Annotated in this window: 15 protein-coding genes and 1 pseudogene; 7 read left to right on the top strand and 9 right to left on the bottom strand. The window is 71.6% G+C overall.

What is annotated here, in order from left to right; all coding sequences use genetic code 11:
* Positions 1–15 precede the first annotated feature (15 nt).
* Positions 16–318: pseudogene (locus ACIBSV_RS08765) on the bottom strand (sensor histidine kinase); the annotation flags it as partial.
* On the opposite strand from ACIBSV_RS08765, the gene ACIBSV_RS08760 reads away from it, so the two are divergent.
* On the top strand, positions 305–460 hold the full coding sequence (locus ACIBSV_RS08760) for an ABC transporter permease (RefSeq protein ID WP_395860993.1): 156 nt from the start codon (positions 305–307) through the stop codon (positions 458–460). The pseudogene ACIBSV_RS08765 and the gene ACIBSV_RS08760 sit on opposite strands and share 14 nt — an antisense overlap.
* 76 nt (positions 461–536) lie before the next feature.
* Here ACIBSV_RS08760 and ACIBSV_RS08755 read toward each other — a convergent pair whose 3' ends face one another.
* Positions 537–1,982 carry a S28 family serine protease gene (locus ACIBSV_RS08755; RefSeq protein WP_395860685.1) on the bottom strand — a complete coding sequence of 482 codons (1,446 nt, stop codon included), beginning with the start codon at positions 1,980–1,982 and terminating at the stop codon, positions 537–539.
* Positions 1,983–2,116: 134 nt separating this feature from the next.
* Here ACIBSV_RS08755 and ACIBSV_RS08750 point away from each other — a divergent pair, with 134 nt between their 5' ends.
* Positions 2,117–2,443: a hypothetical protein gene (locus ACIBSV_RS08750; RefSeq protein ID WP_395860684.1), complete on the top strand. Its 327-nt coding sequence runs from the start codon at positions 2,117–2,119 to the stop codon at positions 2,441–2,443.
* Here the strand turns inward: ACIBSV_RS08750 and ACIBSV_RS08745 are convergent.
* Together ACIBSV_RS08745 and ACIBSV_RS08740 are read right to left on the bottom strand one after the other, a co-directional pair.
* Positions 2,427–3,491, bottom strand: a complete 1,065-nt coding sequence (locus tag ACIBSV_RS08745; protein WP_395860682.1) for a DNA alkylation repair protein — start codon at positions 3,489–3,491, stop codon at positions 2,427–2,429. The genes ACIBSV_RS08750 and ACIBSV_RS08745 overlap by 17 nt on opposite strands.
* Entirely contained in the window at positions 3,400–3,693 is a 294-nt protein-coding gene (locus ACIBSV_RS08740) for a PQQ-binding-like beta-propeller repeat protein (protein ID WP_395860680.1), read from the bottom strand. The genes ACIBSV_RS08745 and ACIBSV_RS08740 overlap by 92 nt, the downstream gene beginning before the upstream one ends.
* A gap of 78 nt (positions 3,694–3,771) precedes the next feature.
* Here ACIBSV_RS08740 and ACIBSV_RS08735 point away from each other — a divergent pair, with 78 nt between their 5' ends.
* Together ACIBSV_RS08735 and ACIBSV_RS08730 are read left to right on the top strand one after the other, a co-directional pair.
* A complete protein-coding gene (locus ACIBSV_RS08735; RefSeq protein WP_395860678.1) occupies positions 3,772–4,719 on the top strand; it encodes an RNA polymerase sigma-70 factor in 948 nt (315 codons plus the stop codon).
* A 298-nt stretch (positions 4,720–5,017) separates the two neighbouring features.
* Entirely contained in the window at positions 5,018–7,369 is a 2,352-nt protein-coding gene (locus ACIBSV_RS08730) for an FdhF/YdeP family oxidoreductase (protein WP_395860676.1), read from the top strand.
* Between the two features lie 106 nt (positions 7,370–7,475).
* On the opposite strand, the gene ACIBSV_RS08725 is transcribed toward ACIBSV_RS08730, so the two are convergent.
* Together ACIBSV_RS08725 and ACIBSV_RS08720 are read right to left on the bottom strand one after the other, a co-directional pair.
* Positions 7,476–8,705, bottom strand: coding sequence for a Cmx/CmrA family chloramphenicol efflux MFS transporter (locus tag ACIBSV_RS08725; protein ID WP_395860674.1), 1,230 nt, complete (start codon positions 8,703–8,705; stop codon positions 7,476–7,478).
* Positions 8,702–9,034, bottom strand: coding sequence for a hypothetical protein (locus ACIBSV_RS08720; RefSeq protein WP_395860672.1), 333 nt, complete (start codon positions 9,032–9,034; stop codon positions 8,702–8,704). The genes ACIBSV_RS08725 and ACIBSV_RS08720 overlap by 4 nt, the downstream gene beginning before the upstream one ends.
* Positions 9,035–9,124: 90 nt before the next feature.
* On the opposite strand from ACIBSV_RS08720, the gene ACIBSV_RS08715 reads away from it, so the two are divergent.
* From ACIBSV_RS08715 to ACIBSV_RS08705, 3 genes are all read left to right on the top strand, one after another.
* The gene (locus ACIBSV_RS08715; RefSeq protein WP_395860670.1) at positions 9,125–9,718 is read left to right on the top strand and encodes a helix-turn-helix domain-containing protein; all 594 of its coding nucleotides are present in this window, start codon (positions 9,125–9,127) and stop codon (positions 9,716–9,718) included.
* Between the two features lie 614 nt (positions 9,719–10,332).
* On the top strand, positions 10,333–11,865 hold the full coding sequence (locus ACIBSV_RS08710) for an ABC transporter substrate-binding protein (RefSeq protein ID WP_395860669.1): 1,533 nt from the start codon (positions 10,333–10,335) through the stop codon (positions 11,863–11,865).
* Positions 11,866–12,321: 456 nt separating this feature from the next.
* A complete protein-coding gene (locus tag ACIBSV_RS08705; RefSeq protein ID WP_395860667.1) occupies positions 12,322–13,800 on the top strand; it encodes a PLP-dependent aminotransferase family protein in 1,479 nt (492 codons plus the stop codon).
* Positions 13,801–13,836: 36 nt separating this feature from the next.
* Here ACIBSV_RS08705 and ACIBSV_RS08700 read toward each other — a convergent pair whose 3' ends face one another.
* From ACIBSV_RS08700 to ACIBSV_RS08690, 3 genes are all read right to left on the bottom strand, one after another.
* A complete protein-coding gene (locus ACIBSV_RS08700) occupies positions 13,837–14,691 on the bottom strand; it encodes an NAD-dependent epimerase/dehydratase family protein (protein ID WP_395860665.1) in 855 nt (284 codons plus the stop codon).
* A gap of 72 nt (positions 14,692–14,763) precedes the next feature.
* On the bottom strand, positions 14,764–15,168 hold the full coding sequence (locus ACIBSV_RS08695) for a cupin domain-containing protein (protein ID WP_395860663.1): 405 nt from the start codon (positions 15,166–15,168) through the stop codon (positions 14,764–14,766).
* 142 nt (positions 15,169–15,310) lie between these two features.
* A complete protein-coding gene (locus ACIBSV_RS08690; protein WP_395860661.1) occupies positions 15,311–15,706 on the bottom strand; it encodes a GNAT family N-acetyltransferase in 396 nt (131 codons plus the stop codon).
* Positions 15,707–15,732 lie beyond the last annotated feature (26 nt).

The following is a 15,732-nucleotide window of genomic DNA, read 5'->3' as shown; positions in this document are numbered from 1 at the left end:
CTCATGGGGGATTGCTCAGGTCGGCAGGCGGATGGTGAAGACCGAGCCGACGTCGGGGGTGCTGCGGGCCGTGATCGTGCCGGCATGGGCGTGGGTGAGGCGGTGGGTGATGGCCAGGCCCAGGCCGCTGCCGCCGGTGCGGCGGTTGCGGGACTTGTCGGCGCGCCAGAACCGGTCGAAGACGTGCGGGAGATCGTGGGCCGCGATGCCGGTTCCGGTGTCGGTCACCTCGAAGACGACCTGCGGTCCGTCCCGGTAGGCGTGCAGGGTCACGCTCCCGCCGTGCGGGGTGTATCGCACCGCGTTGGACACCTGGTTCCAACACTGGCCCGCAGTGCTCTCGCCGGCCTCGGTCGCGGCGGGCTTCGGCGGCGCGATCCTGGTCGGCATGGTCGCCGGCGTCTACCCCTCGATCCGCGCCTCCCGGCTGACCCCGACCGAGGCACTGGCCGGCACGTGACCCCCGTGACCGGGTCACGGCATGCGATCGCACGCCGTGACCCGGCGCGGGCGCGTATCGCCCGCCGTGGTCGGGGTTACACCCGAGCCCACCGACGCAGCGTGGCGGTGGCGGCGGCGGCATCCGCGGGGGAGAGGGCCCCGATGGTCAGGCTGTGGCCGGTGTGCGGCGCGATCCGGACCTGCGCGTCACGGCTGCCGGGGCCGAGTCGGAACGGCTCCGCGCGCGTGGGGTCGTTCTCGCCGTAGAGGAAGAGCATTTCGCTGCTCCGGAACCGCACCCACCGGTCGATGTCGCGCATCGCCCCGGGCTGGAAGCGCAGCGGGATGTCGCGCGGTACGTAGCTGCGCACCTCCTGGATCCCGGGGTGACGCAGCAGGCCGTCGAGATGGGGCGCGGCGACCTGCGGGTATCCGAGCTGAGTGCCGAGTTGGTAGAAGTAGGGCTGGAAGAACTCGACGCTGCGGTCGGTGTAGACGCTGAATCGGGTGATCCCGTCGAGCCACGCGTACAACTCGTCGGAAGTCGCGGCCGGAGTGGGCACACCGGCGCAACTCGGCTCGCCCGCGTACATCCAGAACATCGTCGGCAGGCGCAGGACCGCGAGTTCGAAGGCCTTGTCGACACTCCCGAGCGTGTCGAACGTTTCGCCGTTCGCCTGGGCCCACTGCCCGTAGCGGGCCACCAACTCGTCGCGCCGCACCAGCGCTTCGCGTTGCACACCTTGTAGCGCCGCCCGGCATTCGGGGGTGCCCACGGTGGCGAGGAACGTGTCCCACGCGCTGTCGTCACGGTCGTCGGTGTTGTTGGGCGCGGAGTAGACGACGCTGCCGTCGACGTCGTTCGGATAGAAGCGACGGTGGTAGACCGTGGTCATGCCGCCCTTGCTGCCACCGGTGGATATCCACGCGCCCCGGTAGATGCCCTTCAATGCCTGGATCAGCCGGTGGTGATCGCCCGCGGCCTGCCGGATGGTCAGGTTCGCCAGGTCGGCGGGCTCGGGTCGGGACGTGCCGAAGTAGCGCTGTTCGGTGTAGATCTGGTTGCCGTCGAGCACGGTGGCCGGATCGGAGCGGAAGCTCGGCCCGGCACCGAGGTTGTATCCGCTGGTGTACAGGACCATCGGTCGCTCGACCGATCGGTGTTGCAGGCTCAGCCGCTGCTCGAAGGAACCCCGCTCGGGGTGCTCGTGATCGATCGGCTGACGGTAGGTCAACTCGAAGTAGCGGATGCCCGGCGCGGCCGGCTTCTCGCCGGTCACCCGCATCCCCGGGATCGCCTCGATCCGGGCCCTGATGTCGGTCTCGGCCTGCCGCGTGTCGGCATGCGGGGCGCCCGCCGGCAGCGCCCCGGCCGGCGCCGCCGCGCCGGATCCCACCAGGCCGAGCACCACGGAGAACAGCGCGAGCGCCGCAAGTCTGCCTCGTGCGGGGCGGATCGATGCGCCGCGCCCGGGGGGTGGTGCCACCCGGCGGTCGTCGCGAGCCGGGTTGTTCGGTGTGTTCGTCGTCGTTCCGGTCATGGGGCAAGCAAAGCCGGAGCCGCCGGGTCGGCGGATCCCCGAGCCGGGGGAACGGCCTCCCCCGCCCGGGGGAGGCCGCCCACCGAGCAGCCTGCCAGGATGTCGTCAGGTGCCGTCCTGCCAGGCCGGCGCGCTTGTCCGGTCTCGCCGATCGCTCCGAGCACGGGAACGTTCATGGACGCGTCGAGGTCGACGGAGCGCCGCCGCCCCACCCGACCCGGTGGCGGACGACCACCGCCGGTCGGCTGCTGCACGAATCCCCCACGCCGCTCGGCACGGTGGGCCAACAGATCGGCTACGCCTCGGAGTTCGCGTTCTCCAAGGCGTTCGAGCGTGAGTTCGGCATGGCGCCGGGCAGGTGCCGACTCGCCGCCGGCGCAACGCGCGCACCCGCGGCCTCGGGACGAGGTCCGCGCACGACCGGTCGGGCGCCGCGCGCGGACCTCACGGGAGCAGCGTGAAGGGCGCCGTCGCGCGGACCTCGCCGTTGACGATGATGTCGAGGTCACGCGGACCGGGGGGTTCGGCGCGCGTGGTGACCGGACGGAAGGAGTGCGACCTGGCGAGCGTGAAGGTGTCGTCGGCCGCTTGTGCGACACGTTCGGCCAGGTGGAACACCCGGCGGGAACCGTCGCGGCGGACCGCGTACTTCAGCAGCAGCGGCCCGGGGCCCTCGGCCCGGACGGTGACGGTGAAGGGGATGCGGTCCCCGGTCGCGACGGTTTCCGCGACGGTGAGGGATTCCACGGTGCCGCTGCCGTGCGCCGCGCCGACGAGGCCGAGCGCCTCGGGATGCCCCGCGCGCAACAGGCCCCGGGCGGCGTGCCGCACGACGCGGTCGGTGTACGTGCCGCCCTCCGTGTGCCAGCGGCGGAGCAGGGCCAGGGCCGTTTCGGGGTGGTCCTTCGCGATGTCGTTGACATGGTTGGCCACCGAGCGGCGGACGTACTCGCTCGGGTCGTCGCGCAGCCGCTCGAGGATGGGCAGGGTCGGACCGGGGGACATCAGCCCGCGGACGCGCGCGCCCCAGGGAAGGCGCGGACGGGTGCCCTCGGAGGCGAGCCGGCGAAGGTGTTCGTCATCGGAGTCGGCCCAGCCCCGGATGATCACGAGCGCCGCGTCCCGATCGCGGTCGAGGTAGGGGCGTACGGCGAACTCGGCGGTCGCGAAGGGGGTGATCACAGCGAGTGTGGACATGGCCTCGTCGAGGTGGTCGACGCCCTGGACGGCGACGTAGTCGGTGGCGGGCCAGCCGCTCCACATGTCCAGGCGGGTGTGCGTGGTCGCCGCGCGCAGGATCGGGGCGGCCTGCGGGAACGGCAGGTCCAGGGCCGCGTGCAGGGACTGCGCCACGTGACCGACCCGGGCCTTGAGCTCCCGGCCGTCGAGCCCCGCGAGCGCGCCCGCGACGAAGCGGTCACGGGGGAACGCGCCGTGCGCGGCGGCGACACCGTCGGCGAGGGTGGCGACGGAGGTCGCGTTGATCATGTCCTTGAGCGGTTGGGCCATGCGGCCCACCCTGCCAGACGGCACCGACACCGGTTGCGACGTCGAGCGCGTACACGTTCCGGTCGTCGCTGCCGGTGTAGACCATCCCGCCGGCCACCGTCGGCGCTCGCTGCTTCCCGTGCTCCGGGGTGATGTCACAAACGCCGGGGCTGCCTCGTCTGGGATGTCGAGGGTGTGTTCCGATCAGGAGGGTGACGGTCATGCGGGTGTACGTGGCAGGCGGGGCCGGGGTTCCGGGACGGCCGCCCTCGTGGCGCCGGGGCCGGAAGCAGGCGGCGGCGTGAGGCGGGTCGAGGAGTTCGAGGAACTGCGACCGCTGCTGTTCTCGATCGCGTACCGGATCCTGGGCAGCGTGAGCGAGGCCGAGGACGCGGTCCAGGAGACCTGGCTGCGCTGGGACGGCTCCCCGATCACGCCCGCCTCGACCAAGGCGTTCCTGTCCGCAGTGGTGACCCGGATCTCGATCGACGTCCTGCGCTCGGCCCGCGTCCGGCGTGAGGAGTACGTCGGGCCGTGGTTCCCCGAACCGCTGATGGCCGACCCCTACCAGGACCCGGAGCGCTCGGCGGAATTGGCCGATTCGTTGTCGATGGCGGCCCTGCTGCTGTTGGAGCGGCTCAGCCCGCTGGAGCGCGCGGTCTTCGTCTTGCGCGAGGTGTTCGCCTTCGGTTTCCCGGAGATCGCCTCGGCGGTGGGGCGCTCGGAGACGGCGTGCCGCCAGCTCGCGGTGCGGGCCCGCCGGCACATGGACGAGGGCCGTCCCCGATTCGACGCCGACCGCAAGGAGCGCGAGGAACTCGCCGAACGCTTCTTCGACGCCTTCCGGGAGGGGGACGTCGACGCGTTGCGGGAACTCCTCGCCGCCGACGTCCACATGGTCGGCGACAGCGGCGGCAAGGCTCCGCAGTGGGCCAGGGGCATCGTCGGCGCCGGGAACGTGGCCCGGCTGCTCGCCGCGATCGTCCCGCCGTTCGTGCGGATCGGCGGCGTCGTGGAGCCGCACCGGGTGAACGGTCAGCCCGGCGCGATCCTGCGGGACCGGGACGGCAGGGTCCTCAACACCGTGGTGCTCGACGTCCTCGACGGTCGGATCCAGACGATCCGCTCGGTGATCAACCCCGACAAGCTCGGCCACGTGGGTCCGGTGGCGGACGCCCGAGCGGTCCTGCGCGAAACCTGGCAGGCCCGCCGGGACGCGGACCGACCGGAGGAGCGGCCGGCACCGTGACGGCGCGGCGCGCCGGGTCCCGCGCGGTGCCGTGCGGGTGCGGGGCCGGCGCTCGCCCGACCCCGCGCCCGGCCGGTGCACCCGGCCGGTTCGCGGCCCCGCAACCGCCGACCACCGTCCCGGCGTCGGGCCGCCGGCGCGCGCGAGCGGCCGAGTGTACGCCCGGGCGGACGTCAGCGGTCGCCGATCCCGCACCGCCGATCGAGACTCGAGGGTGGAAAGCCCGTCGGCCGACCCCGGCGTCCACGGCGATCCCGGCGGCACCGGGCCCGTACCCCGACGTCGGAAGGGGATCGTCGTGAACGCCTCCGAGGAACCGCAGGACCGGGTCGAGCCCGGAGTGGGTCCCGCGCCCGGGGAGCCCGCGCGGTTTCGGCCCTACCGGCACCCCGCCGCGGGCTGGGGCGCGGCCAGGAGTGTGGCCGGCCTCCTGCTGGGGCGCGCCGTGGTGGACGGATCCCGGGCCGTCATGCGGATGAATCACGAGAACGGCGGCTTCGACTGCCCCGGGTGCGCGTGGCCGGACGACACCAAGGGCCTGCACCTGGACATCTGCGAGAACGGCATCAAGCACGTCACCTGGGAGATGACCCGCAAACGGGTCGGCCGCGAGTTCTTCGCCGCCCACACGGTGACCGAGTTGGAGCAGTGGAGCGACTTCGCGCTGGAGAACCAGGGCCGGCTGACCGAGCCGATGGTGTACGACCCCGCGTCCGACCACTACGTCCCCATCCGTTGGCAGGACGCCTTCGAACTGATCGGCCGGACCCTGCGCGAGCTCGACGACCCGAACCAGGCCGCCTACTACACCTCCGGCCGGCTCGGCAACGAGGCGACCTTTCTCTACCAGTTGATGGCCCGCGAGCTGGGCACGAACAACCTGCCGGACTGTTCCAACATGTGCCACGAGGCCAGCGGCCGCGCCCTGACGGCATCGCTGGGCACCGGCAAGGGCACCGCGGACCTCAAGGACTGGGAGAGCACGGACGCGCTGTTCATCATGGGCGTCAACGCCGCCTCCAACGCGCCCCGGATGCTCACGGCCCTGGCCGACGCGTACCGCCGCGGCGCCCGCATCGTGCACGTCAACCCGCTGGTGGAGGCCGCCGCGACCCGCACGATCGTGCCGCACGAGTTCGTCGACATGGCCCTGTTCAAGTCGACGAGGACCAGCACCCTGAATCTGCAACCGCGCATCGGCGGCGACATGGCACTGCTGCGCGGCATGGCAAAGGCCATCCTGGAGCAGGCGTCCGGCGATCCCGAGGCACTGGACCGGGTGTTCATCGATCGGCACACCGCGGGCTTCGAGGAGTACCGCGCGCTGTGCGCGAGCACGCCCTGGGAGGAGATCGAACGCCAGAGCGGGCTCGGTCGCGCCGACATCCTCGAGGCGGCCCGCGTGTACCGCGAGGCCGACCGGAGCATCTTCAGTTGGTGCCTGGGCATCACGCAGCACGAACACGGCGTCGACACCGTCCGGGAGATCGTCAACGTGCTGCTGCTGCGCGGGAATCTGGGACGGGAAGGCGCGGGTCCCTCCCCGGTGCGCGGGCACAGCAACGTGCAGGGCAACCGCACCTGCGGTATCGACCACCGTCCCGCCGACACCTTCCTGGACCGGCTCGCCGAGGTCTGCCGCATTCGGCCGCCACGCGAGCCCGGCCTGGACACCGTCACCACCATCGAGGCGATGCACGACGGCCGGGTGAAGGTGTTCGTCGGCATGGGCGGCAACTTCGCCCTCGCCGCCCCCGACACCCGGTACACCCAGGCCGGCCTGCGTGCCTGCGAACTCACCGTGCACGTCAGCACCAAGCTCAACCGCAGCCACGTCGTGCACGGCCGCCGGGCCCTGATCCTGCCGTGCCTGGGGCGGACCGAGAAGGACCACCGCCGGGGCGGCATCCAGAGCACCTCGGTCGAGGACTCGATGAGCATGGTCCATCTGTCCGTCGGCATGAAGAAGCCCGCGTCCCCGCACCTGCTCTCGGAGCCCGCCATCATCGCGGGCATGGCCCGCGCCGCCCTCCCGCACAGCGAAACCCCGTGGGAGTGGTACGTCGAGGACTACGACCGCATCCGCGACACCATGGCCCGAGCCCTGGACGGCTTCGAGGACTTCAACCGCCGGGTACGGCTGCCGCTCGGGTTCCGGATCAAGCAGCCCGCCCGCGAACTGATCTTCCTGACCCCCTCGGGACGCGCGGAGTTCTCCGCCGCCCCGCTGCCGGACGTCGTCCCCGCCCCCGGCACCCTGGCCCTGGGCACCATGCGCTCCCACGATCAGTGGAACACCACCATCTACTCCGACAACGACCGCTACCGCGGCATCGAGAACCTGCGCACCCTCGTCTTCATGAACCGGGACGACATGCGCGAGCGCGGCGTCCGGGAGTTCGACCCGGTCGACATCACCAGCACCGCCAAGGACGGCAGCACCCGCGTCCTGCACGGCTGTCTCGCCGTCCCCTACGACATTCCCCGCGGCTGCGCGGCCGGTTACATGCCCGAGATGAACGTGTTGTGCGCGATCGGCGACTACAGCACACAGAGCGATCAGCCGATCATGAAGCACCTCAAGGTCGCCATCACCCGAGCCCCGGAAGTCCCGGCCGCCCCAGGCCACCCGCACGCCGCGGGCCGTTGACCGGCCGACCCTCGGACTCCCTCGGCCGACCGCGGAAAGCACCGGCCGCGCCGTCGCCGCCGCGTGCCCGGGTGGGCGTTCCCGGGCCGCGGATCGTGCGTGCGGCTCACTCCTGTGGCATCGGCTCGACGGTTGTCCCGACCGGCGAACGGCGCCGAGACGTCGTCTGATCGAGGAGGACGACCAGGACCGTGGCCGCCGCGAGTCCGGCGCCGATCCAGGCCACGGAGATGACCCCGGCTCCGGCGTCGAGGGAGATTCCGGCGAGCACCGGGACGAGGCTGATGCCGAGTTGGAAGGCGGAGACCGTGGTGGCGCCGGCGAGTGTGGGGGCGTCCGAGGCGATGGTGAACACGCGGCCGTAGATCGCGGGGTTCAGCACGAATCCCGCGATCCCGAGCAGCAGCACCAGGGGGACGACCACGACGGCGTGGCGCGCGAACAGGGCGAGCAGTACCGAGCAGAGCAGGATTCCGATCGCTCCGGCCAGGAGCGCGTGGTACGGGCGCTCGTCGGCGATCCTGCCTCCGATGGAGAGCCCGATGAAGGCGCCGACGCCGAACAGGACGAGGATCCCGGAGACCCACACGTCGGGGACGCCGGTCACGTCGGTCAGCAGCGCCGCGAGGTAGTTGAACGAGATCATGTACGCCGCGGTGCTCAGCAGTGTCGTGGCGTAGACGGTCCACAACCGGGGGCGTCGCATGGCGGTGAGTTCGCTCTTGATGCTCGGTCGTCGGTGTGCGGTGGTCACGGGCAGTGCGAAGAAGACCGAGGCGGCACCGAGCAGGGTCAGTGCCACGACCATCCAGAATCCGCCGCGCCACCCGGACAGGTGGCTGATCAGCGTGCCGGCGGGGCCTCCGGCGATCATGGCGAGGCCGAGCCCGCTGACCACGACGCCGGAGGCGCGTGCGGTGCGGTCGGGGGTCACCAGGCTGATCGCGGTGACGGCCGCGACCGCCCAGAAGCCGGCGTAGGCGATGCCCGCCACGAATCGGGTGGCGAGCAGCGTTTCGTAGTCGTCGACCACGAGTCCGGCCGCGACCGCGAGGGCGAAGACGACCTGGGTGATCACGAGCGCGGAGCGTCTTGGCCAGCGCAGGCTGAAGACGGCCAGCGGGGGACCGCCGACGACCACGCCGATCGCGAACGCCGTGACCAGGCCGCCGGCGGCGGCGAGGCTGATGTCGAGATCGTCGGCGACCGCCGGCAGCACTCCGGCGAGCAGGAACTCGGCGCTGCCCATCGCGAAGAGACTGAACGAGAGCAGGTACACGCCGAAGGGAAGTCGGCCCGCCGCGATCGGCTGTTGCGGTGTCTTCGTGGTGCTCATCGGGCCACACCCCCGGCGCACTCGTGCCGGACCGCCTCGGTGGTCACGTCCGGTTCACGGAGCCGGCCGATGATCGTGCCGGTCGCGCTTACTCGCCCGTGGTCGAACTCGCCTGCATAGCCGGTGGATTCACTGCGTCCGATGGCCAAACACCCGGACGGAGCCGTGCTGTCCCGGCACCCGAAGCCGGGTACGCGCGCGGCCCGCAGCTTCCGTGGCTTCCCGTCGTCCACCACCAGGACGGCTGCTTGCGCCCTGGCCACGACGATTCCGACGCTCGGGCCCGCGGCCCCCGCGCCGATGATCACTACATCACGATGGTCGGTCATGACTGTCACCTCCGAGACGACCGTGACGCTCGTGATGCCGAAAGAGCAATAATCGTTGCCGATACCGGGACGACGTGTTGTGATGGATCGATGGATTCCCTGCCCGCCATCGCCGCCACCCTCGGCCGGATCGGACCCCGACTGCGCCGGCTCCGGGAGAAGCGGAATCTGTCGCTGACCCGGCTCGGCGACATCACCGGCATCTCCAAAAGCACCCTGTCACGGCTCGAATCCGGGCAGCGCAAGCCAAGCCTGGAACTGCTCCTGCCGATTGCCGCCGCTCTGGCGGTGTCGTTGGACGACATCGTGGCCGCCCCACGAGTGGTCGCCCCTCGGGTCGTCCCGAAGCCGAGGGGATCGAACGGGCGAGTCTTCGTCTCGCTCGCGCGGCAGCAGGCCGGCGAGCCCAGGGCGTTCCGGGTGACGATCCCCCGAGACGAGACGGAGGCCGTCATGCGTACCCACACGGGATACGCGTGGCTGTACGTGCTCACCGGCAGACTCCGGCTGATCGTGGACGAACGCGACGTGATCCTCGGCCCCGGAGAGGCCGCCGAATTCGACACCCGACACCCCCACTGGTTCGGATCCAGCGGCCACGGCGACGTCGAGGTGCTCAGCCTGTTCGGCAAGCAGGGCGAACGCATCCGCGTCCGGGTCTCGGGCCGACCCCCGGCGGCCTGAAGCCCGAGCGCACGAGCCGCGGGCACCGACGATCACGGGGGCGACCGGTCGCCCGGATCGCGGCCCCCGCAGGGGACCTGGGATCCTGGCTCGCGTGGCCCGGGACTCCGATCTCGCGACGTCGGACCGAGCCGACTCGGCCGCGAGCCGGGGTTCGGGAACCGCCCTCTCCGTACGGCGAGTTGGTTGGTCGTCGGCCACGGTGCGTGTTTCGGGTCGCGGGTGGGCATTCCGCGTCGGATGGATAGCCTCCTCGCGAACGCGCCTATACCTTCTGTTGCGCCGCGAGATCCCGAGCGCGATCCGTCCGTGTCCCGTGGTGTTCTCGTCACGTCCCGGTAGCGACGGACCGATCGACACGCGAGACGCGCGAGGCGCGATGCGACGCGCGAACGCGAAGTGCGGCGCGAGTATTCGGGCGGTTCGACACCCGGACGCGGCGGACACCGGCTGACCGGCGACGCACGGTATCCAATTCCGTCGACACATTGGCAGGTAGGCACGTAGTGCTTTTTGCGAAACGAACGACACGAAGAACCACCGAAGTCGGCGGACCCGTTCGAGACGTCGGACCCGTTCGGAACGTACTGCGCCCCTCGGCCCTGGCGCTGGTGATGATCTGCCTGACCGCCACGGCGGGATGCGGGTTGGTCGGCGACGACGACTCCGACGCGGCCGGCAAGCCGCAGGCGGGCGGTTCGGCCGTCTTCCTCCTCCCCGGTGAGCCACGCGGGCTCGACCCGTTCAGCGCGAGCTACCCGAACGTGGCCGACGGGAACCGGATGACGGCGCTGTACGACGTCCTGGTCTGGACGGAACCGGCGACCGGCACCGTGCACCCCAAGCTGGCCGAGTCGTTGATCAGCGACGACCAACTCACGAACTGGACGCTGACCCTGCGTCCGGGACTGCGCTTCTCGGACGGATCGCCCCTGGACGCGGCCGCGGTCAAGGCGACCTGGGACGCCCACCGGGACCCGACGGTGAACTCGTTGGTCGGCGGGGTACTGCGGGACGTCAAGCTGGTCCAGGTGGCGCCGTTGCAACTGCGGATCGAACTCCCATCCGCCAACGCCAACTTCGATCACCTGGTCGCCCGCAACCTGGCGTTCGTCGCCCCCGCGAAGTACGTCGCGACCCCCGACGGTCGAGCCGCGCTCAAGCGCGCCCCGGTCGGCGCGGGCCCGTTCAAGCTGGCGGCCTGGGAGCCCGGAAAAGACCTGCGCATGGTGCGCAACGAGAATTACTGGCAGAAGGGACTGCCCCACCTGGACGAACTCGTGTTCCGGGTGGACCGCAACATCGCGGCGGCGCCGGAGTCGATCGCGGAGGGTCGGGCGGACATCACCGTCACCACCGACCCGACCGTGCTGGGCGACGCCCGGGACAAGAACCTGACGGTCGACGAAACCCTGCTCAACGGCGGCCTGATGATCGCCTTCAACATGCGCAAGCCGCCGTTCGACAACCCGGACGCACGTCGGGCGATCGCGCTGGCGCTCAGCGGCGAGGACCTCAACCGCCGCTTCTACAAGGGCCTCGGCGTCCAGGCCAGGGGTATCTTCAACGCGAGTTCCCCGCTGGCGAACGTCAACCTGGCCGCCGTGGAGAACAAGCCCCAGCAAGCCGGCGAGCTCTTTGCCAAGCTCACCTCGAACGGGCAAAAGCCTTTCGTCTTCCACTACATGGTGCCCGACAGCCCCAAGTCCCGGGAGATCGCCGAGTACATCCGCCGAACGCTGGCCGGATACCCGGGGGTGACCATGATCGTCGACGTCGTCGACATCGCGTCGCTGGTCACGCGCGTCTCCTCCAAGCGCGACTTCGAGGCCACCGTCTTCCAACTGTGGGCGGACGACGTGGAACCGACCGTGCACCAGTTCCTGGTCACGGGGGGCGTCAACAACATCACCGGCTACAGCAACGCCACCGTGGACAAGGCGCTGGGGGAGGGCCGACTGTCTCCCGACCCCAAGGTCCGCCGCGACGCCTACACACGTGTGCAGACCTCGCTGAACCGCGACATGCCCTTCTGGGTGTACCTGGAAGCTTCGGCGGCGGCCGTGCACAGTCGGCATATGACCGGCATCGAGCCCTTCAACGACGGACTCGTGCACTTCGACCAGATCACCCGCACCGGCAACTGACCGACGCCTTCCCTCGGGACCAGGACCCGACGAGCACCGCGGCCCCGCACCCATGACGAGCGCCGGTGGGAACCTCCCACCGGCGCGCCGTCGGGTCCTTGCCCGTCGACGTGGTCACCGATCGGCCGCCGAAGGTGTGCCGCGGACACCGGGCCGGACCGCGGGTGCGGATGGCGTCAGTCGGCGATGCGCGGGGCGAGTTTGCCCGTGGTGGTGGCGCGTTCGGCGTGGGCGTGGGCTTGTGCGGCCCGGTCCAAGGGAAAGGCTCGGTCCAGAGTACGAACTCACCGAGCTGGGACGGGGTGTCGCCCGGCCGTTGAGCGGGCTTCGGGACTGGGTCGAGACCAATGTGGACCTGGTCCGCCCCGGCTGAATCGGGCTTGGCACGCGTGACGGGCGGCGCGTCCGGGGGCACCGGCGGGCCGGAAGGCGGCGTGCGCCGGCAGGCTGTGGGGTATGCGTCATCCTTCCGTCGGCGGAGTCGATCCGCCTCCTTTCGTTGCCGGAGTCGATCTGCACATCGACGTCGATCGGCGTACCGCCGGGACCGGTCGCTCCGTGGAGGAGGCGTTGCGCGAGGCCGTGCGCTCGGGGCGCCTGGCTCCCGGTACTCGCTTGCCCGGCTCGCGCGCCCTGGCTGCGGATCTGGGCCTCGCGCGCGGCACGGTCGTCGGCGTGTACGGCCAACTCGTCGCCGAGGGGTGGCTGATCGCGGAGCCGGGGTCCGGCACGCGGGTGGCGGACGTCGGCGGCGTCGAGCCGTCCCGCGCCGGTGGCGGCGGAAGGCGGGTGCCGACCGAAAGCCGGGTGTGGGCCGATCTGCGACCGGGCCGGCCCGATCTCGCGTCCTTCCCCCGTACCGCGTGGGCGAGTGCGGTGCGTCGGGTCCTGGCCGGGGTGGAGGCGGGCGGCCTCGACTACGGCGACGTCGAGGGGACCGCGAGCCTGCGGGCGAACCTGGCCGCGTATGTGGCCCGGACCCGGGGCGTACGCGCCACACCGGACGCGGTCGTCGTCACTGCGGGATTCACCCACGCGCTCGCGGTGCTCGCGCGTGCGCTGCGCGGCCTGGGCGTACGCCGGGCCGCGACCGAGGACCCGGGGTTGGCCCGACACCGGGAACTGTTCGCCGCCGCGGGGGTGGACTGTGTCCCGCTGCGCGTGGACGAGTTCGGCGCGGACCCGGCGGGCCTCACGCCCGACACCGGGGTCGTGCTGCTGACCCCGGCGCACCAGCATCCGGCCGGCGTCGTGCTTTCGCCCGCGCGACGCGGCGAGTTCGCCGCCTGGGCCCGGCGTGCCGGTGGCTTTGTGATCGAGGACGACTACGACGGCGAGTTCCGCTACGACGGCCGGCCGGTCGGGGCGCTGCAGGCGCGCGATCCCGAACGGGTCGTCTTCGCGGGGAGTACCAGCAAGACCCTCGCTCCCGGCCTGCGCCTGGGCTGGCTGGTCGTGCCGCCGGCGCTGCGCGAGCCGGTGACGGCGGCGCTGCGCGAGAGCGGCACCGGGGTGTCCGTGATCGAGCAACTCACGCTCGCGGAGCTGATCGCGCACGGCGACTACGACCGGCATGTGCGTCGTGCCCGCCTGGCCTATCGGCGGCGCCGCGGCGAACTCGCCGATCGGGTCACCGCGGTGACCGGGATTTCCCTGGTGGGGGTCGCGGCGGGACTGCACGCGTTGCTGCCCCTGCCTTCGGCGGAGCACGAGCGCCGACTGATCGCCGCCGGGCAGTACGTGGGCCTGCGCCTGCACGGCCTGCACGTCTCCGGCTACCGACACCCACCCGACGAATCGGCCCCGGCCGCCCTCGTCCTGGGCTATGCCACGCCGTCACCGCACACCTGGCGCCGGGCGCTGGACCTGCTCGGCGAGGTGCTCGACGCGGAGGGTTTGCGGGCGGGGCCGACGCGGCGGCGACCGGGGGGATAGCGCGACGATCCCCCGGGTGTCGGAGCCTGCTCCCGGTTACAGGGTGGCGAAGCCCGATCGCCAGGAGAGGTGGGTCGGCGTCCAGCCCAGGTGCTTGCGGGCGAAGTGGTTGTCGGCGCCTCTGGCCCAACCGGCGCGTGGCGCGTCGGGCGCCTCGGCGGGCGGTGCCGCGCCCACCGCGGCGGCGAACACCGGCACCCAGGCGTCGGCCGCCGCCGGTTCGTCGTCGACGAGGTTGACCACGCCGCTCGGCCAGCCCAGTGCGGCCACCGCCGCCGCGGCCGCGTCGTCGACGTGGACGAAACTGGACACGTCCGCCCCGCCGGCCAACCGCCCCGCACGCGCGTCGGCCGCCCTGCTGCCGTCGGCCGCGAACCACGTGCCCGGGCCGTACAGCAGCCCGTAACGCAGCACCACCCACTCGGGCAGTTCGCGTACGGCCGACTCCAGGGCGAGCACGCCGTCGATCGTGCCACGTCGGGGCTCGTCCGTCGTGGCGTCCAGCGGCGTCGTCTCGTCGGCGGGCTCCTCGCCCGCCTCGTAGACCCACGCGATGCTCTGGGCCACGACGCGCCGTACGCCTGCCGCGTGTGCGGCGTCGACGAGGTTGCGGGTGCCGATCCGGCGCACGCGTGCGTTGGCGGAAAGGTCGCCCGCGGCCAGATCGGTGAGTTGGTGCATCACGAGGTCCGGCGCGGCGTCCACCACGACGCGGGTGAGCGCCTCGCGGTCGTAGACGTCCGCCGACACGACGGTGACGTCGGGTGCGTGCAACTCGGCCGCGGCGTCCGGGCGTCGCGAGAGCGCGGTGACCCGGTGTCCCGCCGCGACGAGCCGGGGGACGATACGCCGTCCCAGGACACCGGTGGCGCCGGCAACGAGAACGTGCATGGTGTGGAACTCCTGTACGGGGTCGGGATCGGATGACGATGCGCCCGCGCCGGGATGGCGGGGGCGCGGTACTCACGGGGTGGGTCGGGGCGCCCGCCGGTCCCGCCGTTCGGCCAGTTCACGCTCGTCGACGACGGTCAGCATGGGTTCGCCGGGAACGCCGAGCATGACCACCACGAAGCGACTCCACGCGTCGGTGAGGTTGTTGCCGGCCCGGTAGTGGATGACGTCGCCGCCCGGTTCCCAGAACGCCTCGCCGGCATGGATGATCCGCTCGGGTTCGCCTTCGAGTTCGAAGACCATCTCGCCTTCCAACATGTAACCGAAGACCGGACCCGAGTGCCGGTGCGGCGGTGTCCCCGGGTCGCCCGGCGGCAGTTCGACCGTCATCGTCATGGCTTCGGTGGGGGTCGGCAGGAAGGGCGGTATCTGGTGGAGGAGGGATGTCAGCACGGTCCCACCGCTTTTTTCGTTCATGGCGGCAAACGTAGAGGCGGACCGGACCGCATGACTGGTCCACTTCACGCCGGATCGGATGGACCGGTTCGCCCCGTCGGACCGCCCGGATCGACCGAAGCGCCCGGTCCGCGCCCCGGAACCCGAGGGGTCGGCCACGGGTTCACAACGCGATCAGGCCCGCCGCGGTCTCGCCGAAGCCGCAGACATCGACGTAGAACGACCGCAAGTGCTCCTCGAAGTCGACGTGCAGCCATGCGCACCCCGCCGCGCGGGCCCCTTCGGCGGCCGTGCCGACCAGCACGGAGCCGATGCCCCGGGACCGGGCGCGCCGAGCCACGACCGTGTCCAGGACGAAGGCATGGACCCCGCCGTCCCAGGCAACGTTGACGAAGCCGATCAAGCGGCCGTCCTCGCGCGCACAGACCCAGCCGAGGCTGTGCCGCTCCAGCCGTGCGCGCCAGGGGATCCGCCCGATCGGGTGGTCGAACCCTTCGGCGTGCAACTCCTCGAGGGCCGAATCGTCGAAGTCGCCCCGCCATTCGTACGTGATATCCACGGCCCGAACGTAGCGACGGCAAGGGC

It is taken from the genome of Embleya sp. NPDC050154, from assembly GCF_044460165.1.
In the GTDB taxonomy this organism is placed as follows: Bacteria; Actinomycetota; Actinomycetes; order Streptomycetales; family Streptomycetaceae; genus Embleya.
This window is presented reverse-complemented; position numbering and strand designations above follow the sequence as displayed.

Bases quoted from the DNA above. Each gene is read 5' to 3' on its own strand.
- ACIBSV_RS08755 (WP_395860685.1), bottom strand. From the start codon at position 1,982: ATGACCGGAACGACGACGAACACACCGAACAACCCGGCTCGCGACGAC.
- ACIBSV_RS08745 (WP_395860682.1), bottom strand. From the start codon at position 3,491: ATGGCCCAACCGCTCAAGGACATGATCAACGCGACCTCCGTCGCCACC.
- ACIBSV_RS08740 (WP_395860680.1), bottom strand. From the start codon at position 3,693: ATGACCGTCACCCTCCTGATCGGAACACACCCTCGACATCCCAGACGA.
- ACIBSV_RS08725 (WP_395860674.1), bottom strand. From the start codon at position 8,705: ATGAGCACCACGAAGACACCGCAACAGCCGATCGCGGCGGGCCGACTT.
- ACIBSV_RS08720 (WP_395860672.1), bottom strand. From the start codon at position 9,034: ATGACCGACCATCGTGATGTAGTGATCATCGGCGCGGGGGCCGCGGGC.
- ACIBSV_RS08715 (WP_395860670.1), top strand. From the start codon at position 9,125: ATGGATTCCCTGCCCGCCATCGCCGCCACCCTCGGCCGGATCGGACCC.
- ACIBSV_RS08710 (WP_395860669.1), top strand. From the start codon at position 10,333: ATGATCTGCCTGACCGCCACGGCGGGATGCGGGTTGGTCGGCGACGAC.
- ACIBSV_RS08705 (WP_395860667.1), top strand. From the start codon at position 12,322: ATGCGTCATCCTTCCGTCGGCGGAGTCGATCCGCCTCCTTTCGTTGCC.
- ACIBSV_RS08700 (WP_395860665.1), bottom strand. From the start codon at position 14,691: ATGCACGTTCTCGTTGCCGGCGCCACCGGTGTCCTGGGACGGCGTATC.
- ACIBSV_RS08695 (WP_395860663.1), bottom strand. From the start codon at position 15,168: ATGAACGAAAAAAGCGGTGGGACCGTGCTGACATCCCTCCTCCACCAG.